General features: G+C 59.0%; 15 protein-coding genes. 9 read left to right on the top strand and 6 right to left on the bottom strand.

Translation table 11 applies throughout. The annotated features are described in order from the left end of the window. Window positions 1–60: 60 nt before the first annotated feature. From BLW36_RS15690 to ectA, 5 genes are all read right to left on the bottom strand, one after another. On the bottom strand, window positions 61–996 hold the full coding sequence (locus tag BLW36_RS15690) for a tetratricopeptide repeat protein (RefSeq protein ID WP_091390924.1): 936 nt from the start codon (window positions 994–996) through the stop codon (window positions 61–63). Then, entirely contained in the window at window positions 984–2,444 is a 1,461-nt protein-coding gene (locus tag BLW36_RS15695; RefSeq protein ID WP_091390926.1) for an aspartate kinase, read from the bottom strand. Before BLW36_RS15695 ends, BLW36_RS15690 begins: the two co-directional genes overlap by 13 nt. Window positions 2,445–2,521: 77 nt before the next feature. After that, entirely contained in the window at window positions 2,522–2,926 is a 405-nt protein-coding gene (locus tag BLW36_RS15700; protein WP_091390928.1) for an ectoine synthase, read from the bottom strand. Between the two features lie 242 nt (window positions 2,927–3,168). Beyond that, on the bottom strand, window positions 3,169–4,506 hold the full coding sequence (gene ectB / locus BLW36_RS15705) for a diaminobutyrate--2-oxoglutarate transaminase (protein WP_091390930.1): 1,338 nt from the start codon (window positions 4,504–4,506) through the stop codon (window positions 3,169–3,171). A gap of 55 nt (window positions 4,507–4,561) precedes the next feature. Then, the gene (ectA, locus tag BLW36_RS15710; protein WP_244506290.1) at window positions 4,562–5,194 is read right to left on the bottom strand and encodes a diaminobutyrate acetyltransferase; all 633 of its coding nucleotides are present in this window, start codon (window positions 5,192–5,194) and stop codon (window positions 4,562–4,564) included. Window positions 5,195–5,542: 348 nt separating this feature from the next. Here ectA and BLW36_RS15715 point away from each other — a divergent pair, with 348 nt between their 5' ends. The 4 genes from BLW36_RS15715 to BLW36_RS15730 all read left to right on the top strand — a co-directional run bounded on the left by BLW36_RS15715 (window position 5,543) and on the right by BLW36_RS15730 (window position 12,940). After that, window positions 5,543–6,064 carry a MarR family winged helix-turn-helix transcriptional regulator gene (locus BLW36_RS15715; protein WP_091390936.1) on the top strand — a complete coding sequence of 174 codons (522 nt, stop codon included), beginning with the start codon at window positions 5,543–5,545 and terminating at the stop codon, window positions 6,062–6,064. Window positions 6,065–6,548: 484 nt separating this feature from the next. Then, the gene (locus BLW36_RS15720) at window positions 6,549–7,535 is read left to right on the top strand and encodes an FHA domain-containing protein (RefSeq protein WP_244506291.1); all 987 of its coding nucleotides are present in this window, start codon (window positions 6,549–6,551) and stop codon (window positions 7,533–7,535) included. Between the two features lie 105 nt (window positions 7,536–7,640). Beyond that, the gene (locus BLW36_RS15725; protein WP_091390940.1) at window positions 7,641–10,235 is read left to right on the top strand and encodes a serine/threonine-protein kinase; all 2,595 of its coding nucleotides are present in this window, start codon (window positions 7,641–7,643) and stop codon (window positions 10,233–10,235) included. Window positions 10,236–10,387: 152 nt separating this feature from the next. Next, window positions 10,388–12,940, top strand: coding sequence for a serine/threonine-protein kinase (locus BLW36_RS15730; RefSeq protein ID WP_170833246.1), 2,553 nt, complete (start codon window positions 10,388–10,390; stop codon window positions 12,938–12,940). Window positions 12,941–12,943: 3 nt separating this feature from the next. Here the strand turns inward: BLW36_RS15730 and BLW36_RS15735 are convergent, their stop codons facing one another. Next, entirely contained in the window at window positions 12,944–13,411 is a 468-nt protein-coding gene (locus tag BLW36_RS15735; protein ID WP_091390944.1) for a hypothetical protein, read from the bottom strand. 613 nt (window positions 13,412–14,024) lie between these two features. Here BLW36_RS15735 and BLW36_RS15740 point away from each other — a divergent pair. From BLW36_RS15740 to mepA, 5 genes are all read left to right on the top strand, one after another. Then, window positions 14,025–15,806 (top strand): trans-sulfuration enzyme family protein, encoded by a 1,782-nt coding sequence (locus BLW36_RS15740; RefSeq protein ID WP_091390947.1) that lies wholly within the window; start codon window positions 14,025–14,027, stop codon window positions 15,804–15,806. 189 nt (window positions 15,807–15,995) lie between these two features. Then, window positions 15,996–17,312 (top strand): S1C family serine protease, encoded by a 1,317-nt coding sequence (locus tag BLW36_RS15745; RefSeq protein WP_091390949.1) that lies wholly within the window; start codon window positions 15,996–15,998, stop codon window positions 17,310–17,312. Continuing rightward, a complete protein-coding gene (locus BLW36_RS15750; protein WP_091390952.1) occupies window positions 17,303–18,355 on the top strand; it encodes an FHA domain-containing protein in 1,053 nt (350 codons plus the stop codon). Before BLW36_RS15745 ends, BLW36_RS15750 begins: the two co-directional genes overlap by 10 nt. Continuing rightward, the gene (hisC, locus tag BLW36_RS15755) at window positions 18,352–19,428 is read left to right on the top strand and encodes a histidinol-phosphate transaminase (RefSeq protein WP_091390953.1); all 1,077 of its coding nucleotides are present in this window, start codon (window positions 18,352–18,354) and stop codon (window positions 19,426–19,428) included. The genes BLW36_RS15750 and hisC overlap by 4 nt, the downstream gene beginning before the upstream one ends. 116 nt (window positions 19,429–19,544) lie before the next feature. Then, window positions 19,545–20,396 carry a penicillin-insensitive murein endopeptidase gene (gene mepA / locus BLW36_RS15760; protein ID WP_091390955.1) on the top strand — a complete coding sequence of 284 codons (852 nt, stop codon included), beginning with the start codon at window positions 19,545–19,547 and terminating at the stop codon, window positions 20,394–20,396. The last annotated feature ends 13 nt before the right edge of the window (window positions 20,397–20,409 follow it).

The raw sequence follows: 20,409 nt of genomic DNA on the forward strand, positions 1-20,409 counted from the left end.
AGGCTCCTCATCGATTCTTATTGTTGTTGCGCAGTGGTTTTGTGCAGCTGGTGGGTGTCATCAGCTTTCCTGCGCTGAGTTGCCCAGAGGCTGGATACCCATCAACTCGACAAACGGCTGATATTCAAAGAGTCCCTCGAGTGCCACGTCATCCAGGGCTTCATCCCGGTAGGCCGGAGACTTTTCCAGTGCCTTGGACAGGTAATCCACCGCTTCCTCCCACTGCTCCAGATGCGCGTGGGCACAGGCCAGCTGGTAGTACGCATTACCGTTCTCGCTGTCGATTTCCAGCGCCTGCAGACACAGGCTGATGGCCCATTGCGGTTCACCCAACTCCAGCACCGCGTCGGCCTTGTAGGTCAGGGCTTCACAGTCGTCACTGCGCAGGGACAGTATCTGGTCGTAGATCGCAATCTTGCTCGCCGGCGTATGTTCGCGCCCGGCGCGCAGCCACAGGGACTGTACTTCCTGGGTCAGTTCGATTTCATCGCGGTTATGCTCGATATGGCGGGTTTTCTCGCTGAGCTGCTCCTCAATGCTGCGCAGGCGCTCTTCGTACTGATTGACCAGCTTGGAAATTTCCTCGTTGGCGAGGCTGTGTACCTTTTCCTTGATATCGCGAATGGACGTCCAGCCCACCAGCACCAGCAGGGAACTGACGCCGGCGATCAGGTAGAAGAAATAAGTCACCGTATCGGTGGCGTAGGTGATTGCCTTGTCGGCAGCGCCCAGCTGCCGGTCTACCACCTTCTCGGTGAGCTCGACGCGCTGCGCCGCCATGTCGGCGCGCAGCTGCTTCAATTCGTCGAGCAAATAGCGCTCGACAAATGGCGTGTACAGGGGCTTGTCGAGTTCTTCCACCGTCTCGCGCACCGCCTGCTCTTTGTTTTCCGGCGAATCCGCCGTGGCGGTATCCCCACCCTGCGCAACCACGAAGGCGGCCGGGGCCAGTAGTGCCAGCAGGCACAGCCCCAGCCTTAACCTCAGGCAGCGCATATGGCTTCGCCGTGCTCGTAGACTTCAACCAGAGCGTGGTGCAGGCTCTTGACCGCCCTTTCGTAATCCTTTTCATTGACGACGAACTGCATGTCCACCTGGCGCATGGACTGATGCACCGCCAGCACACTGATACCGGACTGCGCCAGCGCCGCTACCGCGCGGGAGAGCATGCCCGGCACTTTCATGTCGCTGCCGATCGCGGAAACCACCGCGACCTTGCGCACCTGGATATCGCAATCCGGAAACTGCTCGCTGATGGTGCTGCGAATCCGCTTGACCGTCTTCAGGTTGTTGGCCAGGAAATGCGTAATGGTGTTCGCATTGATGTCCTTGGTCACCACACTTCCCTTGAAGCGCGCGATGATCTCATTGATCGTGCGGTCATAACTGGTCATCACGCCCATCATGTCCTGGTCGAAGCACTCCACCGCGTAGATGTTTTTGCGCCCGGCAATAATCTCGACACAGGGTGTCTCGCTGACATAGTCCCCGGTAACCAGCGTGCCGGCGTGCTCCGGCTCGAAGGTGTTCATTATCCGCAGTGGGATTTCCTGCTGGCGAAGCCCCTTGGCGGCGCGGGGGTGAATCGCCTCCATGCCCAGGTTGGCCAGCTGGTCCGCCACGTCATAGTTGGTGCGGCCGATCGGCACCGCGTGTATCTCGCCGACGAGACGCGGATCGGCACTGCTCAGGTGATATTCCTTGTGAATGATCGCTTCGCAGGCCTCAGTAATTACCGCGATGCGGCTGAACGTCATCTCGCTGTATCCACGCGCGAAGGTCTTCATCAGTCCCGCGCGGGTGTGTGCGTAACCAGTGACGATCGGCAGTTCCTTGCTCAGGTCGATGTCGGCAAAAGCGAGGCGGATGCGGTCATCCAGGTCCAGGTGCTCGCCATCGCGCCAGCCGGTCAGGTCGACAAAGCGCGCGTTGATGCCTTCCTGGCGCAGCAGCTGTACGGTATTCCAGGCGCTGTGGGCTTCACCGAGACTGGCGAGCATCTCGCTGACAGTATTCAGGTGCCCTTCCAGCTCGAAGTGGCCGTGCTGACACAGGCGCTCCAGATCACTGAGACAGCGCTCGGTATCCTGCAGGCGCTCACCGATAAAGGCGTTGGCGCGCGTCAGCATCTCCGGATCTTCGAACAGGCTCGCATTGATTTCCTCAACCCGCTGACGCAGGCCGTCCACGGCCTCGCTCCAGTTCTGTTCTTCGTCACTGCCGGCGAACAGGGCAAAAATGCCCGGTCGCCCGGATTTCTTGTGCTCCAGCAACAGATCGGTGATGCCGCCGTAGGCGGAAACAACGAATATGCGCTGGTAAACCCCCTCTCCGGCAGCCTTGCCGATGGCGGCCCCACCGTTCTTCAGAATGATGTTGTCGCGAACTGCGGCATAGTCGCTCATGGACGTACCGCCAATCTTTTCCACCGTATGTCGTTTCATGGTTTTCCTATAGATGATTCTGTGAGCTTTACGATTGAGCCGGCGCTCCCGCACCGGCCCGGCAACACAACATCTACTTACTTGTTGTCGGAAACCTCTTCTGCCTCCAGTTCATAGGCCCCCTCGGCATTGTGCACTTCCTTGCCGTGCAGCGGTGGGTTGAACACGCAGGCCATCTTCATTTCGCTCTTGGCACGCAGGATATGCTTGTCGTTCTTGTCGAGGATATAGATGGTGCCCGGCTGAATCGGATAGACCTTGCCGTCGGCCACGGTTTCCACTTCACCCTCGCCACTCATGCAGTACACGGACTCCAGGTGATTCTGGTAGTGCAGGTTGAGCTCGGCGTTCTCGTAAATGGTGGTGATGTGGAAGGAGAAGCCCATATTGTCGTTTTTCAACAGCAGGCGCGTGCTTTCCCAACCTTCGGAAACTACGCGGCGCTCAGATTTCTCGGCTTCTTGCAGAGTTCTTACGATCATTGAATTTCTCTCAAATCTAAAAGTGTTTCGATAGCGAATTAATATTTGCCATCCGTGGCGTTGCGCCTGTTTGCGCGCAACGCCGCGCGTTGCATACGCGGGCTCGACCCGCAAAATGGGGCTTGCCGTCCCTGGCGCTACGCCGTTGCCATCAATTGGCTCCGGCTCCGCCATCCATGGCGGAGCGCCTGATCGCGCGCAACGCTGTGCGTTGCATACGCGCGATCAGGCCCCCAAAAATTTCAGGCGGCGCCGGCCAGTTCGGCCTTGGGCGCTTCCGCCTCGGCGGAATCATCGGCGAAGAAATCGTGCTCTTCCGGCACCTCGGTACCTTTCAGTACCTTTTCCACCGCCGCTTCGACGATATCCAGCGCGCGCTTCAGGTTTTCGTCACTGATGGTCAGCGGGCACAGGGTTTTCACCACGTGGTCGTCGGCACCGCTGGTCTCGATCACCAGACCGTGCTTGAAGGCCTCGCGGGTAATCTGGCCGGCCAGGTCACCGCTGACGCAGTTCAAACCGCGGAACATGCCGCGACCGCGGGTGGTCATATTGCCGTCGCCGAACTTCTCGACGATTGTCTCCAGGCGCTGTCCAATGTAGTCGCCCTTGCGCTGTACTTCCTTGGCGAACTTGTCGTCGCTCCAGTAATGCTCGATAGCCGCCTTGGCTGTGACGAATGCCAGGTTGTTACCGCGGAAGGTGCCGTTGTGCTCGCCGGGCTTCCACTGGTCCAGTTCCGGACGCATCAGTACCACGGCAAACGGCAGACCGTAACCACTCAGGGATTTGGACAGGGTGACGATATCGGGCTCGATGCCGGCCTCTTCAAAGCTGAAGTAGCTGCCGGTACGGCCGCAGCCCGCCTGAATGTCGTCGACGATCAGCAGTACGTCATGCTTGCGGCACACGGCCTGCAGGTTGCGCAGCCACTCGATGCTGGCAGCGTTGATACCGCCTTCGCCCTGTACGGTTTCCACCAGTACCGCTGCCGGATGATCGACACCGCTGGAGGAGTCGGACAGTACCTTGTCCAGGTAGGCGGTGGTATCTATGTCATCGCCCAGGTAGCCGTCATACGGCATGCGACTAATGCCACTCATGCTGACACCGGCCGCGCCGCGGTGGTGGGAGTTACCGGTAGCGGACAGCGCGCCCATGCTGCAACCGTGGAAGCCGTTGGTAAAAGAGATGATGTTCTCACGGCCCTTGTATTTACGCGCAATCTTCATCGCCGCTTCAACGGCGTTGGTGCCGGTGGGACCGGTGAACTGCATTACGTAGTTGAGGTCGCGCGGCTTCAGGATCTTCTCATAGAAGGTCTCAAGGAATTCACGCTTCGCCTTCGTGTGCAGGTCCAGCCCGTGGGTAATGCCATCCTGCTGGATGTACTCGAGCAGCGCCTCTTTGAAAACCGGGTTGTTGTGGCCGTAATTCAGCGTGCCCGCACCGGCGAGAAAATCCAGGTACTGGGTGCCGTCCTCATCGTAGAGATACTCACCCTGGGCCTTGTTGAAAACACGCGGAAAAGCACGCGCATAGCTCTGCACTTCTGATTCGATTTCGTCAAAAACTTTCATGATGTCAACCTTTAGTTGGCTAGTCAGAAAAAAGAAAAATAAAAAACGGACGGCACTATCTCGCCACAGCGACGCGGGTTCCCGCTCCGGCTCCGGCTCCGGCTCCGGCGAACGGCCCGATGCGCAACAGCATTTCGCTGTCGTGGCGGCCGCGGAAATGGCGGTCCCGATCAAACATCACCGATTCGGCACAATCGGTCTCGAGCTTCCGGGCCACGCCGCGGAACAGCGCCCAGGAAGCGTCGTTGTCGGGAGTGATAGTGGTTTCGAGGTGGCGCACCCGTGCGCAGGACGGGCGGCGCAATATCTCGCAGATCATGCGCCCGGCGAGACCGAGTCCGCGGGCCTCTTTGGCCACCGCCACCTGCCAGATGAACAGGGTGTCGGGGCGCTCCGGGATGATGTAACCAGAGATAAAGCCGGCGAGTTCGCCGTTGACCTCCGCTGCGACACTGGTGTCGGCGAAGTGGCTGGCCTGCAACAGGTTGCAGTAGATGGAGTTTTCGTCCAGTGGCGGGCAGCGGCCGATTAACCGGTGCACTTCGGCACCGTCTTCGCTGACCGGTCGGCGCAGCAGGGTTTCTCTAACCTCAGACCCCTGCCGCGCGGGAAACTTTTCTTCCGGGGATTCTTCCGTTTTGTTGTCCGAGCCTCCGCTCGGTGAAGAAGCAACGCTTGTGGCGCTCAAATCAATACCTTTAGTCATCAAATTGTTGGTTGAAGTGTAAAAGTTCGTAATTCGGCGACAACTTACACCTTAAGGGTCAAATTTGACCTTTTAACTACAAAACTATTTACTGCTCTAAATAATTTTTTGCATAGTACTCTAAACAACTGCGAAATCGCAAGGCCGGCCAAGATGCAATTTGATCAAGAGGTAACCAGATCACATCCACAGGAGGAGAGGAGCGACACCCCCACCCGCAAGCACGGCGGCGGCCGGGACGCGGCGCGACAGACGATTGACAAACGGCGGGCAACGCCTAAAGTCGGCCGCACACAGTTATCCCGCCGCGAACTGCAGAGCCTGTTATTGATGGACAAAATCGAAGAAGTACTGACCACCCTGCGCCGCCTGATCCGCGCCACCGACCTGCACTCCAAACAGTTGGTGAAAACCGCCGGACTGACGGCACCGCAGCTGTTGCTGCTGCAGGCGATTCGCGAGAAGGGCCAGGTGACCATCGGCGCCCTGGCCAAGGAGATCAGCCTGAGCCAGGCGACGGTGACCACCATTCTCGACAGGCTGGAAAAGCGCGGCCTGGTCTACCGCGAGCGCTCTTCAGAAGACAAGCGCAAGGTCCACGCCTACCTGACCGACAAGGGCATCGAGATTCTGCGCGACGCGCCGACGCCGCTGCAGGAACATTTCGTGCGCCAGTTTCGCGATCTGCGCGACTGGGAGCAGTCGATGATCATCTCGTCATTGCAGCGGGTGGCCCTGATGATGGATGCCGAGCATATCGACGCCTCGCCGGTACTCGACGTCGGCGACCTCGACCGCAAGGACAGCCGCCAGCTGCCCCCCGGCGAGCAGGAAGACAAGGACGAGCACTAGGCCTGAACTGGCGCGCAAAAACAAATAAATCCCGGCGGCGCCTCACAAGCGATTTACCCGGCGACAGGCAAATTCCCTCAAGTTGCTTTTGACGCCAATGCAACTTCGCGGCGAAAATGGGCACAATCGCATTCAATCATTGCATTCACGCCGAAGATCGGTATAAATGGTGCGACAACACTAAAGCAATCGCGGACCTTGTGGTTAGCGCTTGCTTACTCGAGACAGGGCGCAATAACAAATTCAACAGTGCCGCTATTCATGCTTTGTCGCTGGCCCCGGGGCTCAGCCAGCAATGTCGACAGCATCCTTATTAGCGGTTTCCGAGCGTCGCCTGGCGAAATGAAAACCTCCAATCGGCCCCACCGGTTTTCCGCTTGCGGGCAAACACACTGTTCCCGCGCCACCTGTCCCGATCCAGTTGCTCGCCGCCTTCGCGGAATTACCCCAACAATACGAAGAAAGGGGATAAAGGGACAAAAGCATGGCTTGCTTACAGCATCCAGACAGGGATCAGCCCGTATATCTGATGGCGCACCACACCATTGGCCGCCGCCAGGGTGCGGTAGACACACGGATCACCAGCGCGGAAATCTCCGGCATCCACGCCGCTATCCAGTGGACCGGCACGCACTGGAATATTCGCGACCTCAGCCGCAACGGCACCTGGCTCAATGGCCAGCAACTGGTTCCCGCCAAGAATTACCCGCTGCAGCAGGGCGATCAGATCGCGTTCGGCCGCGCCAATAATCCGCTCTGGATTGTTGAGAACCTCGACGCGCCGGAAAACCTGCTGGTCGACCTGCAAAGCGGCGAGGCACTCCCGCTGGAGCAATACCACCTGCTGCCCAACGAACGCGAACCGCTGGCCAGCCTGCACTTCAGCCCTGTTACCGGGCAGTGGCTGTACGAACTCACCGGCAACTCCAACGGCAGCGATCACGCCACCGCGATCAAGCACGGCGAGCGTATCGACTGCGGCCTGCACAGCTGGCAGCTGTTTCTCGCCGACAATCAGGGCGCGACCAAAGAACTGTCACTGCAGCAACTGTCGATTACCGATTTCGAGTTGCGCTTTTCCGTGAGCCACCACGAGGAACACGTACAGCTGCAACTGCGCCGCGAGGACATGAAACTGGACCTGCCCGCACGCATCCACAATTACCTGCTGCTGTACCTCGCGCGCGCCCGCGTCCGCGACCTGCAACAGGGCGCGGACGCGGATGCCCAGGGGTGGGTCTCCATTCAGGTGGCGACCCGCGAACTGGGCATTACCGTCAATCACCTGAATACGCAGATCTTCCGCGCGCGCAAGCAGATCGCCGAAACCCTGCCGGATGCGATCGACACCTCCGGCCTGGTCGAGCGCCGCTCCTGGGAAATCCGCCTCGGCTGTCGCCGCTTTGAGATATACAAGGGCTCGCAACTGGAATCCCGCGCGGGCAAGCCGGAAAAACTACTAGCGGACTGATCGATGGCGCCGCCCGAACGGAGAGCGGGCGGCTCAGCTACAGATTTATTCGATGACGACTTGCCAGGATGGCGTAAGCAATAACAAGGCCACTCAGCAAGACACATGGCGTCAGAGCAACCACCTTTTCACATCGGGCGATACAAGGTAACCGGCAAGCTCGGTTCCGGCGGCATGGGTGTCGTCTACCTGGCGACCGACGAGCGCCTGCATCGCCGCGTGGCGATCAAGCGGCTGATAAAAAACCCCTCTAGCAGCACGGCACACCTGCGCATCCGCCAGGAGGCGCTGCTGCTCGCCCAGCTCAACCACAACAATATCGTGCAGATTTACGATGTAGTGGAAGAGCGCGACGATGTCGCGCTGGTGATGGAATATGTCGACGGCAGCTCCCTCACCCAGTGGCAGCGCGAGCGCGCGCCCGGGCTACCGCAGAAAATCCAGCTGCTGAAGCAGATCTGCAACGGCCTCGCCCGCGCGCACAGCGCCGGCATCATCCACCGCGACCTGAAAGCGGACAATATCCTGGTCGACGACAGCAATACGGCCAAGATCACGGATTTCGGTATCGCCAAGAACTGGCGCGAAGACAGCGACCTGACCCGCGAACAGCATGTCGCCGGCAGCTGGGGCGCCATGTCGCCGGAACAGGCGCTGGGCAATACGCTCGACAATCGCTGTGACCTGTTCGCCCTCGGCGTGCTGGCCTACAAACTGCTGTGTGGCCAGAGCCCGTTCGGCGATCACGACAGCCCCTTTGTTATCGTCGACCGTATCGTCAACAGCCAGCATCCACCGGCGGAAAAGCTGAACCCGGAGCTGCCGCCGGCGCTGTGCCAGTTGCTGGACAAGCTGCTGGCGAAAAGTCCGGACAAGCGCCCGCTCAATGCCACCGCGGTGGCGGTTGAGCTGGATGCGATACTGATGGAACTGGACGACAGGTCCACGCACACCATCAGCCGCACCGTCACCATTACCGCCGAGGGCTATCACCTCAAGCAGATAGGCAGAGGCAAACGACTGAAGGCTCTGGCCGGCGCCGTGCTCGCCGGCAGCGCCGCCCTGCTGGTGGCGGCAGCCGCGGCACTGCTACCGGAGCCGGAAAGCGAATCGATGGGCAAGTACATCGCCATCATCGCCCCGCATGAAGACGCATTCGCCACGCGCGAAACCAGGCTGCTCGGCAACAACGTACTGAGCGCGATCAAGCAGGGGCTTTCCAGCCGCGAAGGGCTGTTGCTGGTGCCCTACGCGGAATCCGCACAGCTGCGCGGCCAGTCACTGCGCGAACAGGCACAGGCGCTCAACGCGCAACTGCTGTTGCACCCGTCAATCACCTGCGGCGTGGCACACTGCGACGCCTCGCTGGAGCTGATCGATACGGCAAACTTTTCCGTTATCGCCAGCCGCAGCACCACACTGGAACTGGAAGAGAATCTCGAGACCCGCGCACGCACCCTGCAGCAACTCAACTATCTGCTGCCCCACAACCCGCCGCGCGACCGCCAGTCGAACCCAAAAATCAGCGCCGCGGACTACGAGCGCTATCTGGAGCTGTTCGAACGGCGCGACGACGATGCCAACCTTCTGAAGTATCTGTCGGAACTGGATGAGCTGCAGGAACGCAACCCTGCATTCACACCGCTGTACCAGCTCTACGGCGAACTGGTGATCGACCAGCGCTACAACAGTCGCGACCCCGCCGGCCTGAAGCGGCTGCCGCGCTTCCTCGAGCGCGCACCGAAGCACATAGCCGATCACCCCGACCTGATCACCGCACGCCTGCGCCTCGCGATTTTCCAGCAGGATGCCGAGCTCGGCCGCAAACTGCTCGATCAGCTGCAACTCAGCCTGCCGGACAAGGCCAATTACCACTACCTGACGGCTGTTTACCATCAGCAACTGGGCAACTACTCCCAGGCGCTGGAAGCCGCGGAACGGGCCCTCGCGCTGCGCACCAGCTTTAACTACATACTGCAGAAAGCCATGGCGCTGAGCGCGCTGGGCGACATGGACGCGGCCAAGCCACTGCTGCAACGGGCCATGTCCCTCAGCGACAACAATACGGACGCCCTGTCCCTGCTGGCAGCCAACGAACTGGACAGCGGCCGCCCGCAGGAAACGGTGCGCCTGCTGAGCTCGGTGGGTCTCGACAACCTCGGCGCCATGGACACCTACAACCTGTGCCTGGCTTACTACATCGAGCGGCAGTTCGATCGCGCCGAACAGTGCTTCGCCGGCGTATCCGAACTCGCCCCCGATGACGCGGACGCACTGCTGTACCGCGCCGAAATCGCCGATGCGCAACAACGGCCCGACAAAGCCCGCCAGCTCGCCGAACAGGCGCTGGCAATCGCCGCCGACCGCGACGATTGGGAGGGGCTGTTGATGCAGGCGCGCGCCTACGCGGAACTGGGCCAGGCCGGGCGCGCGGTGGAAACGCTGCTGAAGATCCGCCGCACCGCCCCGGACGACCTCTACGTCAATTTCGCGCGTGCGCAGATCTATATCACCACCGGCGACCTGCTGTCCGCCAAGGCGCATATCCGCAAGACCCTGGAACAGGGCGTATCACCGATCTGGTTCGATACCGCGCGCTTTGCGCCGATGTGCCGCCGCGCCGATTTTGCCGATCTGCGCGCCGACTATCCGGCGCTCTGCGCAGCCGGACGCAAGAACGCCGTGCTCGCGCACAAATAGAATGCGCCACACTTAAGCAGTAAACTAGGCACCACTTCGCCGGCGCTGTTGGGGTTGGGCGGGACGCGGCTGGATTTCTCGCACAAATTTCCAGCGGGAAGTACCGGCGAAAGATGTAACGGAATCGACAACACCAACAAGAAAAAATGACTATGGAAGTCGCCGAACCGGAAGTGCAGCAACTGGGTCGCTACCGTATCGAGCGCACGCTCGGCGCCGGCGGCATGGGCATTGTCTACCTCGCGCGGGACAGCAAGCTGCAGCGCCCGGTGGCGATCAAGAAACTGCGCAAGGACACCACCAGCGCCACCGCCGCCCAGCGCATCCAGTCCGAAGCGCAGCTGCTGGCGCAGCTGAACCACCCCAATATCGTGCAGCTGCACGACGTACTCGAAGAAGGCGACAGCATCGCCCTGGTGATGGAATACGTCGAGGGCACCACCCTGCAGCAGTGGATGCGTGAACACACGCCCAGCCTGCAGCAGAAGCTCGAACTGTTGATACAGATCTGCAACGGCCTCAGCGAGGCCCACTCCCTCGGCATCATCCACCGCGACCTGAAGCCGGACAATATCCTGATCACCGACAACGGCGTCGCCAATATCACCGATTTCGGCATCGCCAAATCCCTGCAGCAGGACGTGGACAGCATCACCCGCGAGGACCAGGTGGCCGGCACCGTCGAAGCCATGTCGCCGGAACAGCTGCAGGGTTATCCACTGGATCCGCGCAGCGACCTGTTCAGCCTCGGCACCATCGCCTACGAACTGCTGTGCGGCGCCAGGCCGTTCGAGAAAGGCGACGGCGGAGCCATGGCGCTGGCACACAGGGTTATCAGCGATCCCCATATCCCGCCGCAACAGGCCTGGCCCAAGCTGCCGGAGCCGCTGGCGGTACTGCTGGACAGGCTGCTGGGCAAGCTGCCGGAACAGCGCCCCGATTCCGCCGCCCAGGTGGCCGAGGCCCTGACCTTTCTGCAGCAGCACAGTGCCGGCACCGACACCCGCGAGTTCTCCGCCACCGTCACCCAGCTACTGCGCAAACCGCCGAATAAGCGCAAGCGTGTTTTCGCCGCATTGGCCGGACTGGCGATACTGGCAAGCGCCGGCTACTGGGGCTGGAAGGAAATCACCCGACTGGAGCCGCAATATATTGCCGTGCTGCCGGTGGAGATCCATGGTGAGGTGCGCGGCGAGGACAACGCCAAGGCGCTGACCAAAACCATGGTGCGGCAGGCGCTGATGAATGCGACTTCGCAGCTGAAGGCCAGTGCACTGGTGAGCTTTATCCCGAAAGAGGGGCAGGATTTCGATGCGCAACTGCAGGCACTGCGGGACAAGGGTGTGACCGATGCGCTGTTTGCGCGGCTAGAGTGCGCGCAGATACGCTGTGAGATTGAATTGCAGCGGATTGGACCAGAAGACGGTCTAGTTAAGAAACAATCTGATTTTCGCTTCTTGGTAGAGCGACTCCCCGCCGCCGAAGCACACGTATTGTCTGTGGCATCAAGTCTCTTCGGTGAAAATTATTTAAAAGCATCTCCTGAGGATAGGATATTAAGCAGTGAAGATTATGAAACCTTCCTTAAGATCCTGACAAAACTAAACAACAGACAGCCAGAGACCGAACACTTAGACACCCTAGAATTACTAATAAGAAAATACCCGCAAAAAACAGATCTCTATCACGCATACGCAGAATTATGCAGTAGCCTCTTTTCCATTCATGACGACCAATATTTTTTGGAAAAAGGACTAACCCAAATTGCCAGCGCCAAAGCAATAGGAGCAATACAGGATCAGGCCCTTCTTTTAGAGATGGAAACAAAGCTGAGAATCTTTAACTCCAGCAAAGAAAAAATAGAGAGCCTTATAGAGCAACTAAACCAAATTAAGTTTCCCTCAGCAAACCTTCTAACCAGCTATGCAAGAACTTTATTCATCAATGGGCAATACAATCTGAGCTTAGAAAAGGCAAATGAAGCCAAAAAACTCAACCCTTCAGCATATCTAAGCTATCTAATTGCTCTAAACCATACCTCCTTGGGCAATAACGACAAAGCCAAAGAGATCTTAAAAGCTGAGGTTCAGCTAAATTCAGAGCACTGGCCATCATATGCCGTACTAGCAGGAATAGAAATCGAATCAGGCAATTATCTAGCAGCGGAAAAAATAATCACCAAAATTCCCGAGCAGTCTCTAAACTGGAGAACTCAATCAAACCTTGCTGGTGCTTATTTTCTTCAGAAGAGATATAAAGAGGCAGAGCAAACTTATAGGAAAGTTTTAGAAAACACACCTAACAACCTAGCCCCCCTGCAAGGAGTCGCCGAATCAGCACTAATGAAGGGTGACATCGAGGCATCTCAAAAATATTTTTCAATAATTGAAAATTTAACAACTGAAAAATCCAACCCGAGGGATCTACTTTACAGGTCATTAGCACTTGCGCACCTTCGCAAATTCACTGAAGCAATAGACCTAATCCAGAGATTGACAATTGATTCACCTGATGACGTCTATACAAATTATTATGCCGCACAAATATACACTCTCGCCGGAGAGCTACATACCGCCAGCCATTATATAGTCAAGACGCGCGAGGGTGGCCTTAGCGCAGATTGGTTTTTCCTGCCGGAATTTAACCAGGTCTGCGCAAAGAGAGAGCAGTTTATTAAGGCTTCAAATTTAATATGCAGCCAATAGGAGTTATACCGGCTCATACTCCATTTTGGGGTCTGCTGAAACAACAGTCCCTAAAGTCTCGCCATAGGCCACCCACTTAAACGAAAAGCCATTCGGAGTCTGTTTGTTAGCCTTACAGACGACATTCAGAATTTTTTCATTCTGTTGATCGACCTTGCAGGAGTTAATGGCACCGGTCCCGCCATTATCGTCATCATAGGTCTCCATACCGTCAACGTTGCCATTCAGCTTTTTGAACGCCAGATCAGAGTTGACCAGGGTAATTTTCAGCATCGCCTTACCAGACTGGCCAATACCTCCATTCTTAACTCCCTCAAACCTCACCCGAATAGTATCCACTTCCTCACCGCTGGCATCCTTCAAAATCCAATGTTGGTCCTGGCCAGTAGGCTCAAGCGTAAAGTTGGCAGTCACATCAGCCTTAGCTGGCACAACGATAATCGATTCAACAAGTTCTGCTGCTTCAGTCATATTCCACTCCTGGAGTTTCTTGCTCTTATTTGACCCTGAATACCGCGCAGGGCAGTTGGCTGGAATTTTCCGTCGGCATCGCCAGGACGCCAGAGGAAACACGCGCTGGATAGCATAATGCGAACCGCCACCGGAACTCCATCACATTTCCACTGAAAAGTGGCAAAAAAAAGCCGGTGGTAACTCAGTTACCACCGGCCCGAATTGATGGTCCCAGCCATCGACGGTTACAACAACACTATCAAGAGCGAAATGAGGCATCCTTGCCCCGGCCAAGCCCTTCCCCATATCTCGGCAGACTAGGCTCTGTGTTTGCCGAGCCCGGCTTGGCAGTCCAGCTTGCGCTGAATGGGTCTCCTTCCCGCACTGCGCAACTGGGTGCGCAGGCATCCGATCCATCGGATTCCATGTTGTGAGGCTCGCCTATCCTTAGGCGGCGCACTTGAATAGCTGTCGCTGCACTCGCCCCTCAACCTTGGGCGTTACTGTACGGGTTCACCGATTACAGGTCGATCACATCCCATTACGCGCAATTACACGACAGCCAATTTCGCTGCTGCCACAGAGTGAAAGGGCCGAGCTATAACAGTAAGCACAAAGGGAGAAGGACGAGATGGAAGCTAACCTGGATGACGCGAAAATACTCTCACCCCGCCGCAACACGACTGAGGCGGCTAGTATCGAGGAGCTGGCGCGCGAGCAATTGCAGCATTTCGCTATCGATACGGAGTCCGAACACGGCAAACTGCTGCTGGCCACCGCCGAGGAGCTGTACCGGGCACAGGGCAACCTGAGCCAGCTGTGGGCGCAGACCGCGTCCACGCTGAGCCGGCTCGATAAAGCTGACAAGGTTGCCTACTTCAACGCCAAGCGCTTTATGAGCTTCCAGCTGGCGAAGCTGCTGGATACCCTGCAGAACCCGCTGCGCGCCAGTTTCCAGAGTCTGCAGGGCAATGACTTCAATATCAGCACCCGCGGCGGCTACCCGCTGTTCGACAATATTCCGGCGATCTTCTCCGCCACGCCGGTGATCGCGCGCACCGCCACCTATATATATGCCTGCACCGAGTGGATCGACGATGCCTTTCGCGGCCGCGAGCCGAGCCACGATATCTATTCGCGCCTGCTGAATCCCACCTCCATCTCGCTGGCCAATGCGATCGTCGATCTGGAGTGCGGGCCGGAGGCCAGCGAATACCTGGCGTGGAATTTCAATTCGGGCATGGCGGCGATCGATGCGCTGTTGTCAAACCAGCTGAGCCATGGCGACCTATTAATAGTGTCGCGAAATATCTACGGCGGTGTGCACCAGCTGCTGCAGGACTTTTACGCGCGCAAAGACAAGCTGGCGATCGAACTGGTCTGGTTCGACGGCTCCACAGGTGATGAATTCGAGCAGCTGCTGCAACAGACGCAGGCAGATTACGGCGAAGCCAGCCAGAACGGCGCGCGCATTCATGTGTATCTCGAATCCCCCTGCAACCCCCACGGCACCATGCTGGATGTGCCGGCCATCTGCCGCGCAGCCCACCAGGAGCAACTACTGGTAAGCCTGGACGCCACCCTGGCCACCCCGTTCCTCTATCAGCCGCTGCGCCGGGAAGATCCTGCCGAGCGACCGGACTTCGTGGTGCACTCCTATACCAAGGACATTGGCGGCACCGGTGCCGCCACCGCCGGCGTGGTGATCGGCGAGAATCACCGCATGTTCATCCCCAAGGGCGACAGCGCCAAGGGCCTGAACTGGAACCAGTGCCTGTTCTGGGATGTGTATTACATCAAGGGCGCGTTTCTGGATGCGGACAAGGCCTGGGAGGTGCACTGCGGCATGCGTACGCTGGAGATGCGCATGCTGACCAAGTGCATCAACACCCTGTGCCTGAGCCATTTCTTTGCCAGCCATCCGCAGATCCGCGTCAACAGCCACGCGCTGGAGGAGCATCCGAACAGCAAACTGCGCGAGGCATTGCTGCGCTACCAGTTTCCGACGCCGCTGTTCACGATCGACATGGAGGCGGCGCAGTTGCCCACCGAGGCATTCAAGCGCTTCTTCGATGCACTGGAGCCGGCCTTCGGGCAGATGGTCAGCCTGGGGCAGACCAACACCATGGTGCTGTGTCCGGCGCTCACTTCCCACTCGGAGCTGTCGCCGGAAGCCATGGAGGCGGCGAATATTTTTCCCACCACCATCCGCATTTCCGTCGGCGACGAAAACATGGCGCAGCTGGCGGCGCACGTTATCAACTCGGCGCGCCTGCATCTGGACCCGGCCTGCCCGGGCTTCAGCGACGGTTTTATGTCGGCGGAGGATACCGATGCCATGTTCGCGCGCTTCTATGTGGATTCGCACCGCAAGGTGGTGGAGGCGTTTCCGAAAGTGGCGGACTATCTCTGACGAGTGAAATTACCCACCGTATATTGCTACGCGCGGCGCGTGATTCATTTTCCCGAATTTACGCGGGGGCCAGCCCGCGCTGCGCCGGCGCGACATTTGCGGCGCAAGCACCTCTCGGCGCGCCGCTTGTTGCACTACGCTATATCCCGTAATATCAATCCTCCTCTGCCCATAATTTAATCAAACAAGATGCTGAACCTTTCTGCGCGCCTGCTGACCCTGCTGTTGTGCTGTTTTACCGGAGTCACCTTTTCCATCCTGGCCGCAGCGCAGGGCTACGAACAGCTCTACAGCGATTATCGCGGCAGCCTGTATCAGATTCGCCTGATCGAGAAGTCCTCCAATTCCAAAGCGGGGCTCGGCTCCGGCTTCCAGATCTCTGACGACGGCCTGATCGCCACCAACTATCACGTGGTGGCCGAGGCGGTCAGCGATCCGGACAAGTACCAGCTCGAATACCTGTCGGTAGACGGCACCAAGGGTACGCTGGAGCTGCTGGATATCGATGTGGTCAACGACCTGGCTATCCTGCGCCAGGACAAGCCCGGCACCGAGTTCATACAGCTGGCCACCGACACCCCCAAGAAAGGCGAGACCATTGTCTCCCTCGGCAATCCGCTGGACCTGGGCATGACGCTGATCCCCGGCACCTACAACGGTATTGCCGGCGGCAGCTTCTACGACCGTATCCACTTCGCCGGTTCGATCAATCCCGGCATGAGCGGTGGCCCGGCGATCAATATCCGCGGCCAGGTGGTGGGCATCAACGTGGCCACCGCCGGCAACCAGGTGAGTTTCCTGGTACCGGTGGACAAGCTCGCCGCTCTGCTGAAGCATTTCCGCCAGCGCGGCAATTCGTTCGATCTGCAGGAGCTGACCCACCAGCAGCTGCTGGACAACCAACAGCGCATCATCGATTCGATACTGAAGGCGGAGTGGCAGAAGCGCCCGCTGGGTGAAGCCAACGTCGTCGGCGAGATAGTGCCGGCCATCCAGTGCTGGGGTAATACCCAGGAGAGCGACGACAACCCGGTCAAGCGTATCGACAAGGGCTGCACCGGTCAGGAAGTGATCTTCCTGTCGGAGGATTTCAATACCGGCCGAGTGGAATATGAGTTCTTCTGGCTGGAGGCTAAAGACCTGCTGCCGTCGCGCTTCTACGCCGAGTATGAACAGCAGATGAGCAGTTTCTATCCCGGCAATACCGCGGGAGAAGAGGATGTCACCAAATTCCGCTGCCGCCAGGCGTTTACCGCCCAGGAGCGCAACGGCGGCGACGAGCCGGAATCCAAGCCGGAGCGCAATGAAAAACCGATCATCGCGCGCACCAGCTACTGCGTGCGCCGCTACAAGGATTTTCCGGACATCTATGACATCTTCTTCCTGAGCCTCAGCGTGGACCACAAGAACCGCGCCCTGGTCAGCCACTTCACCCTGTCCGGCTTTACCCAGGAATCTGCCGAAGCGTTTACCGAGAAGTTCACGAGCGAGATCCAATGGCCCTGATTATCGAAGAACTGAACCGCGCCCACCGGGTGCAGGCCCGGTATCGCATGGAGGGGGAGCACTTTACCCTCGGCCGCGGTTACGACAATGATGTCATTCTGGAAGATGTCCACGCCGACGCCCGCCACGCGGAGATTCGCCGGGACGAAGACGGCAGCTATTACCTGCACGACCTGAGCAGCGTCAACGGCACACAGTTGCTGGGCAATACGCGGGACAAATCGGTAAAGTTCGACGAAATTTCCGAGCGAAAAGTCGCCACCGGCGATCTGGTGCAGTGCGGCAAGACACACCTGCGCCTGATCGACAGCGATGCGGACATGGCGGAAGCCGTGCCACTACACTCGCTGGAAAGCTTTTTCGAGGGGCTGTCGCACCCGGCCGGCGCCATCGGTCTGCTGCTGACCGTGGGCCTGGCCACCCTGCTGATCAGTTACCTCGGCTACGCCCGTGAATACGAGTGGACCATCGTCGTCAACCTGATGGCGGGCAGCCTGATCGGGCTGCTGATCTACGCCGGTGCCTGGGCATTTGTCGGCCGCGTCGTGCGCCACGAGACCCACTTCTTCGCCCATCTGTCTATCGCCGCGCTCGGTGCACTGATCTACAACGCCTGGGAGTGGTTCAGCAGCCTGCTGAATTACAATTTCGCCCTCGGCAGGCTGATCGAGGTATTCGACTTCCTGGTGCTGGCGGCCATATTTCCGGCCATGTTGTGGTGCGCCTGTTACCTGGCCACGAATATTTCCCGCGGCTGGCGCTGGGCCGTGGCGCTGGTCATTCCCTGGGGCTTTCTCGGCATTGGTCTCGCCGAGGAACTGGCGGACATGAATGATTTCACCGACATACCGGAAATTTCCACCGAACTGAAATACGACAATCTGCTGCTGCGCGACCCGGTGCCAATGGAGCAGTTTATTGCCAGCGCCCCGGCGCTGTTTGATATCCCCATAGAGAAAAAGGAAGAGGAAGAACAGGGAACCGATGAGGACAGCGCCGCGCCCGAGCAAGGCACCGGCGAGACAACGGAGACAGACTCTTGAGCAATCCATTCTGGAGCCCCGCGCTGGCACGACTGGAGCCCTACGTGCCCGGTGAGCAGCCGCGCGGCCGCAAACTGATCAAACTCAATACCAATGAAAACCCCTACCCGCCGTCGCCGCGCGCGCTGGAAGTCCTCGGCGACCCGCAGCTGGCCGATGCCCTGCGCCGCTACCCCGATCCGGAATCCTGCGATCTGCGCGCGGCCATCGCCGCCCGCTTCGAACTGACGCCGGAACAGGTGTTCGTCGGCAACGGTTCGGACGAGGTGCTCGCGCACGCCTTCTACAGTTTCTTCCGCCGTGACGAGGCGCTGCTGTTCCCGGACATCACCTACAGCTTTTACCCGGTCTACTGCCAGCTGTACGACATCGAGTACCGCACTGTGCCATTGCGGGATGACTTCAGCCTCGCGGTGGAAGACTACAGCGGCCCCGCCGCCGGCGTGATACTGGCCAACCCCAATGCGCCCAGCGGCCGCTACCTGCCGCTGGCGGAAATCGAGCGGCTGCTGCAACTGCAGCCGCAACGGGTCGTGGTTGTCGACGAGGCCTACATCGATTTTGGCGGCGACAGCGCGGTGCAGCTGATCGACCGCCATCCCAACCTGCTGGTGACGCAGACGCTGTCGAAATCCTACGCACTGGCGGGCCTGCGGCTGGGATTTGCGATGGGACAGGCACATCTTATCGAGGGCCTGAACCGGGCCAAGGACTCCTTCAACTCCTATCCGATCGACGCCATCGCCCAGCGCCTGGCCACTGTGGCCATCGGCGACAGCGCCTGGCTGGCGGACTGCTGCGGCAAGGTCATCGCCACACGCGAACGCACGGTGGCGGCGCTGCAGCAAATGGACTTCGACGTGGTGCCGTCGAAGGCCAACTTCGTACTGGCGCGACCGCGCAAACTGGGCGCGGAGACCCTGTACCGGGCACTGCGCGAGCGCGATATTCTGGTGCGCTACTTCAACAAGCCGCGGATTAGTGAGTACTTGCGTATTAGCATCGGCACCGATGAGGAAATGGACACACTGCTGCAGAGTTGCAGGGAGATAATCGCTTCACAGACCGAGTGATCGGTGTCTCTATAATGAGTGGGGCTCATGCGCAGGGACGCCACATAATGTAAGCGCAGCCGTCACCGCAATCGGCATACGGCTGCAATCCTGTAATTTCTTGTCGTCGAGCGGTTATGTATCTACCCGTTGTTGCCACATTGCTCTCCACCACCTTGCTCGCCTTTAGCGGCAGTGCCGCCGCCAATCCCTGGGAAGAGGTGACACGGCCATCTTCTCAGGCCTCTGCCAGTATCGGCACCTACACCAACGGCTGTCTGAGTGGCGCGGCAGAAATGCCGCTGCGCGGCGAGGGCTTCCAGCTGGTACGTACCGGACGGGGTCGCCGTTACGCCCACCCCACCACCGTCGCCTTCCTGCAGGATTTTTCCCGCAGCGTGGCGCGCCGTGACCTGGGCCGGCTGCAGATCGGCGATATGTCCATGGCCCGCGGCGGCCCCTTCCAATACGGTCACCGCAGTCACCAGACCGGGCTCGATATCGATATCTGGTACTCGCAGGACTGGCGCGCCGTGCAACGACCACTGACGGCCTGGGAACGCGACAATATTTCCGCCATACCGCTCGCCGATGAGCGGGATCACCGCCTGATCAAGGAAAACTGGGATCCCAAAGTCCCACAGATACTGCGCCTGGCCTCAGAAGACGAACGGGTCGAACGGATTTTTGTCCACCCGACGATCAAGCGGAAGCTGTGCGAAATCGCCGGTAGTGACAATCAGTGGCTGCGAAAAGTGCGCCCCTGGTGGGGACACAACTATCATTTCCATGTGCGCCTGGGCTGCCCGGATGGCGATAAGAACTGCAAGCCCCAGAACCCGGTACGCAACGATCCCTGCGGCGCCGACCTGGACTGGTGGTTTAGTGACGAATTTTACGCAATGCTCAGCGGCACCGCGCCCAAGCCCGAGAGGCCGAAGCCCAAGCCTATGCCCAGGCAGTGCGAACAAGTATTAGGCGCGCCCTGAGCACGAACGGATA

The organism is Microbulbifer marinus (genome assembly GCF_900107725.1).
Classification (GTDB): Bacteria; Pseudomonadota; Gammaproteobacteria; order Pseudomonadales; family Cellvibrionaceae; genus Microbulbifer; species Microbulbifer marinus.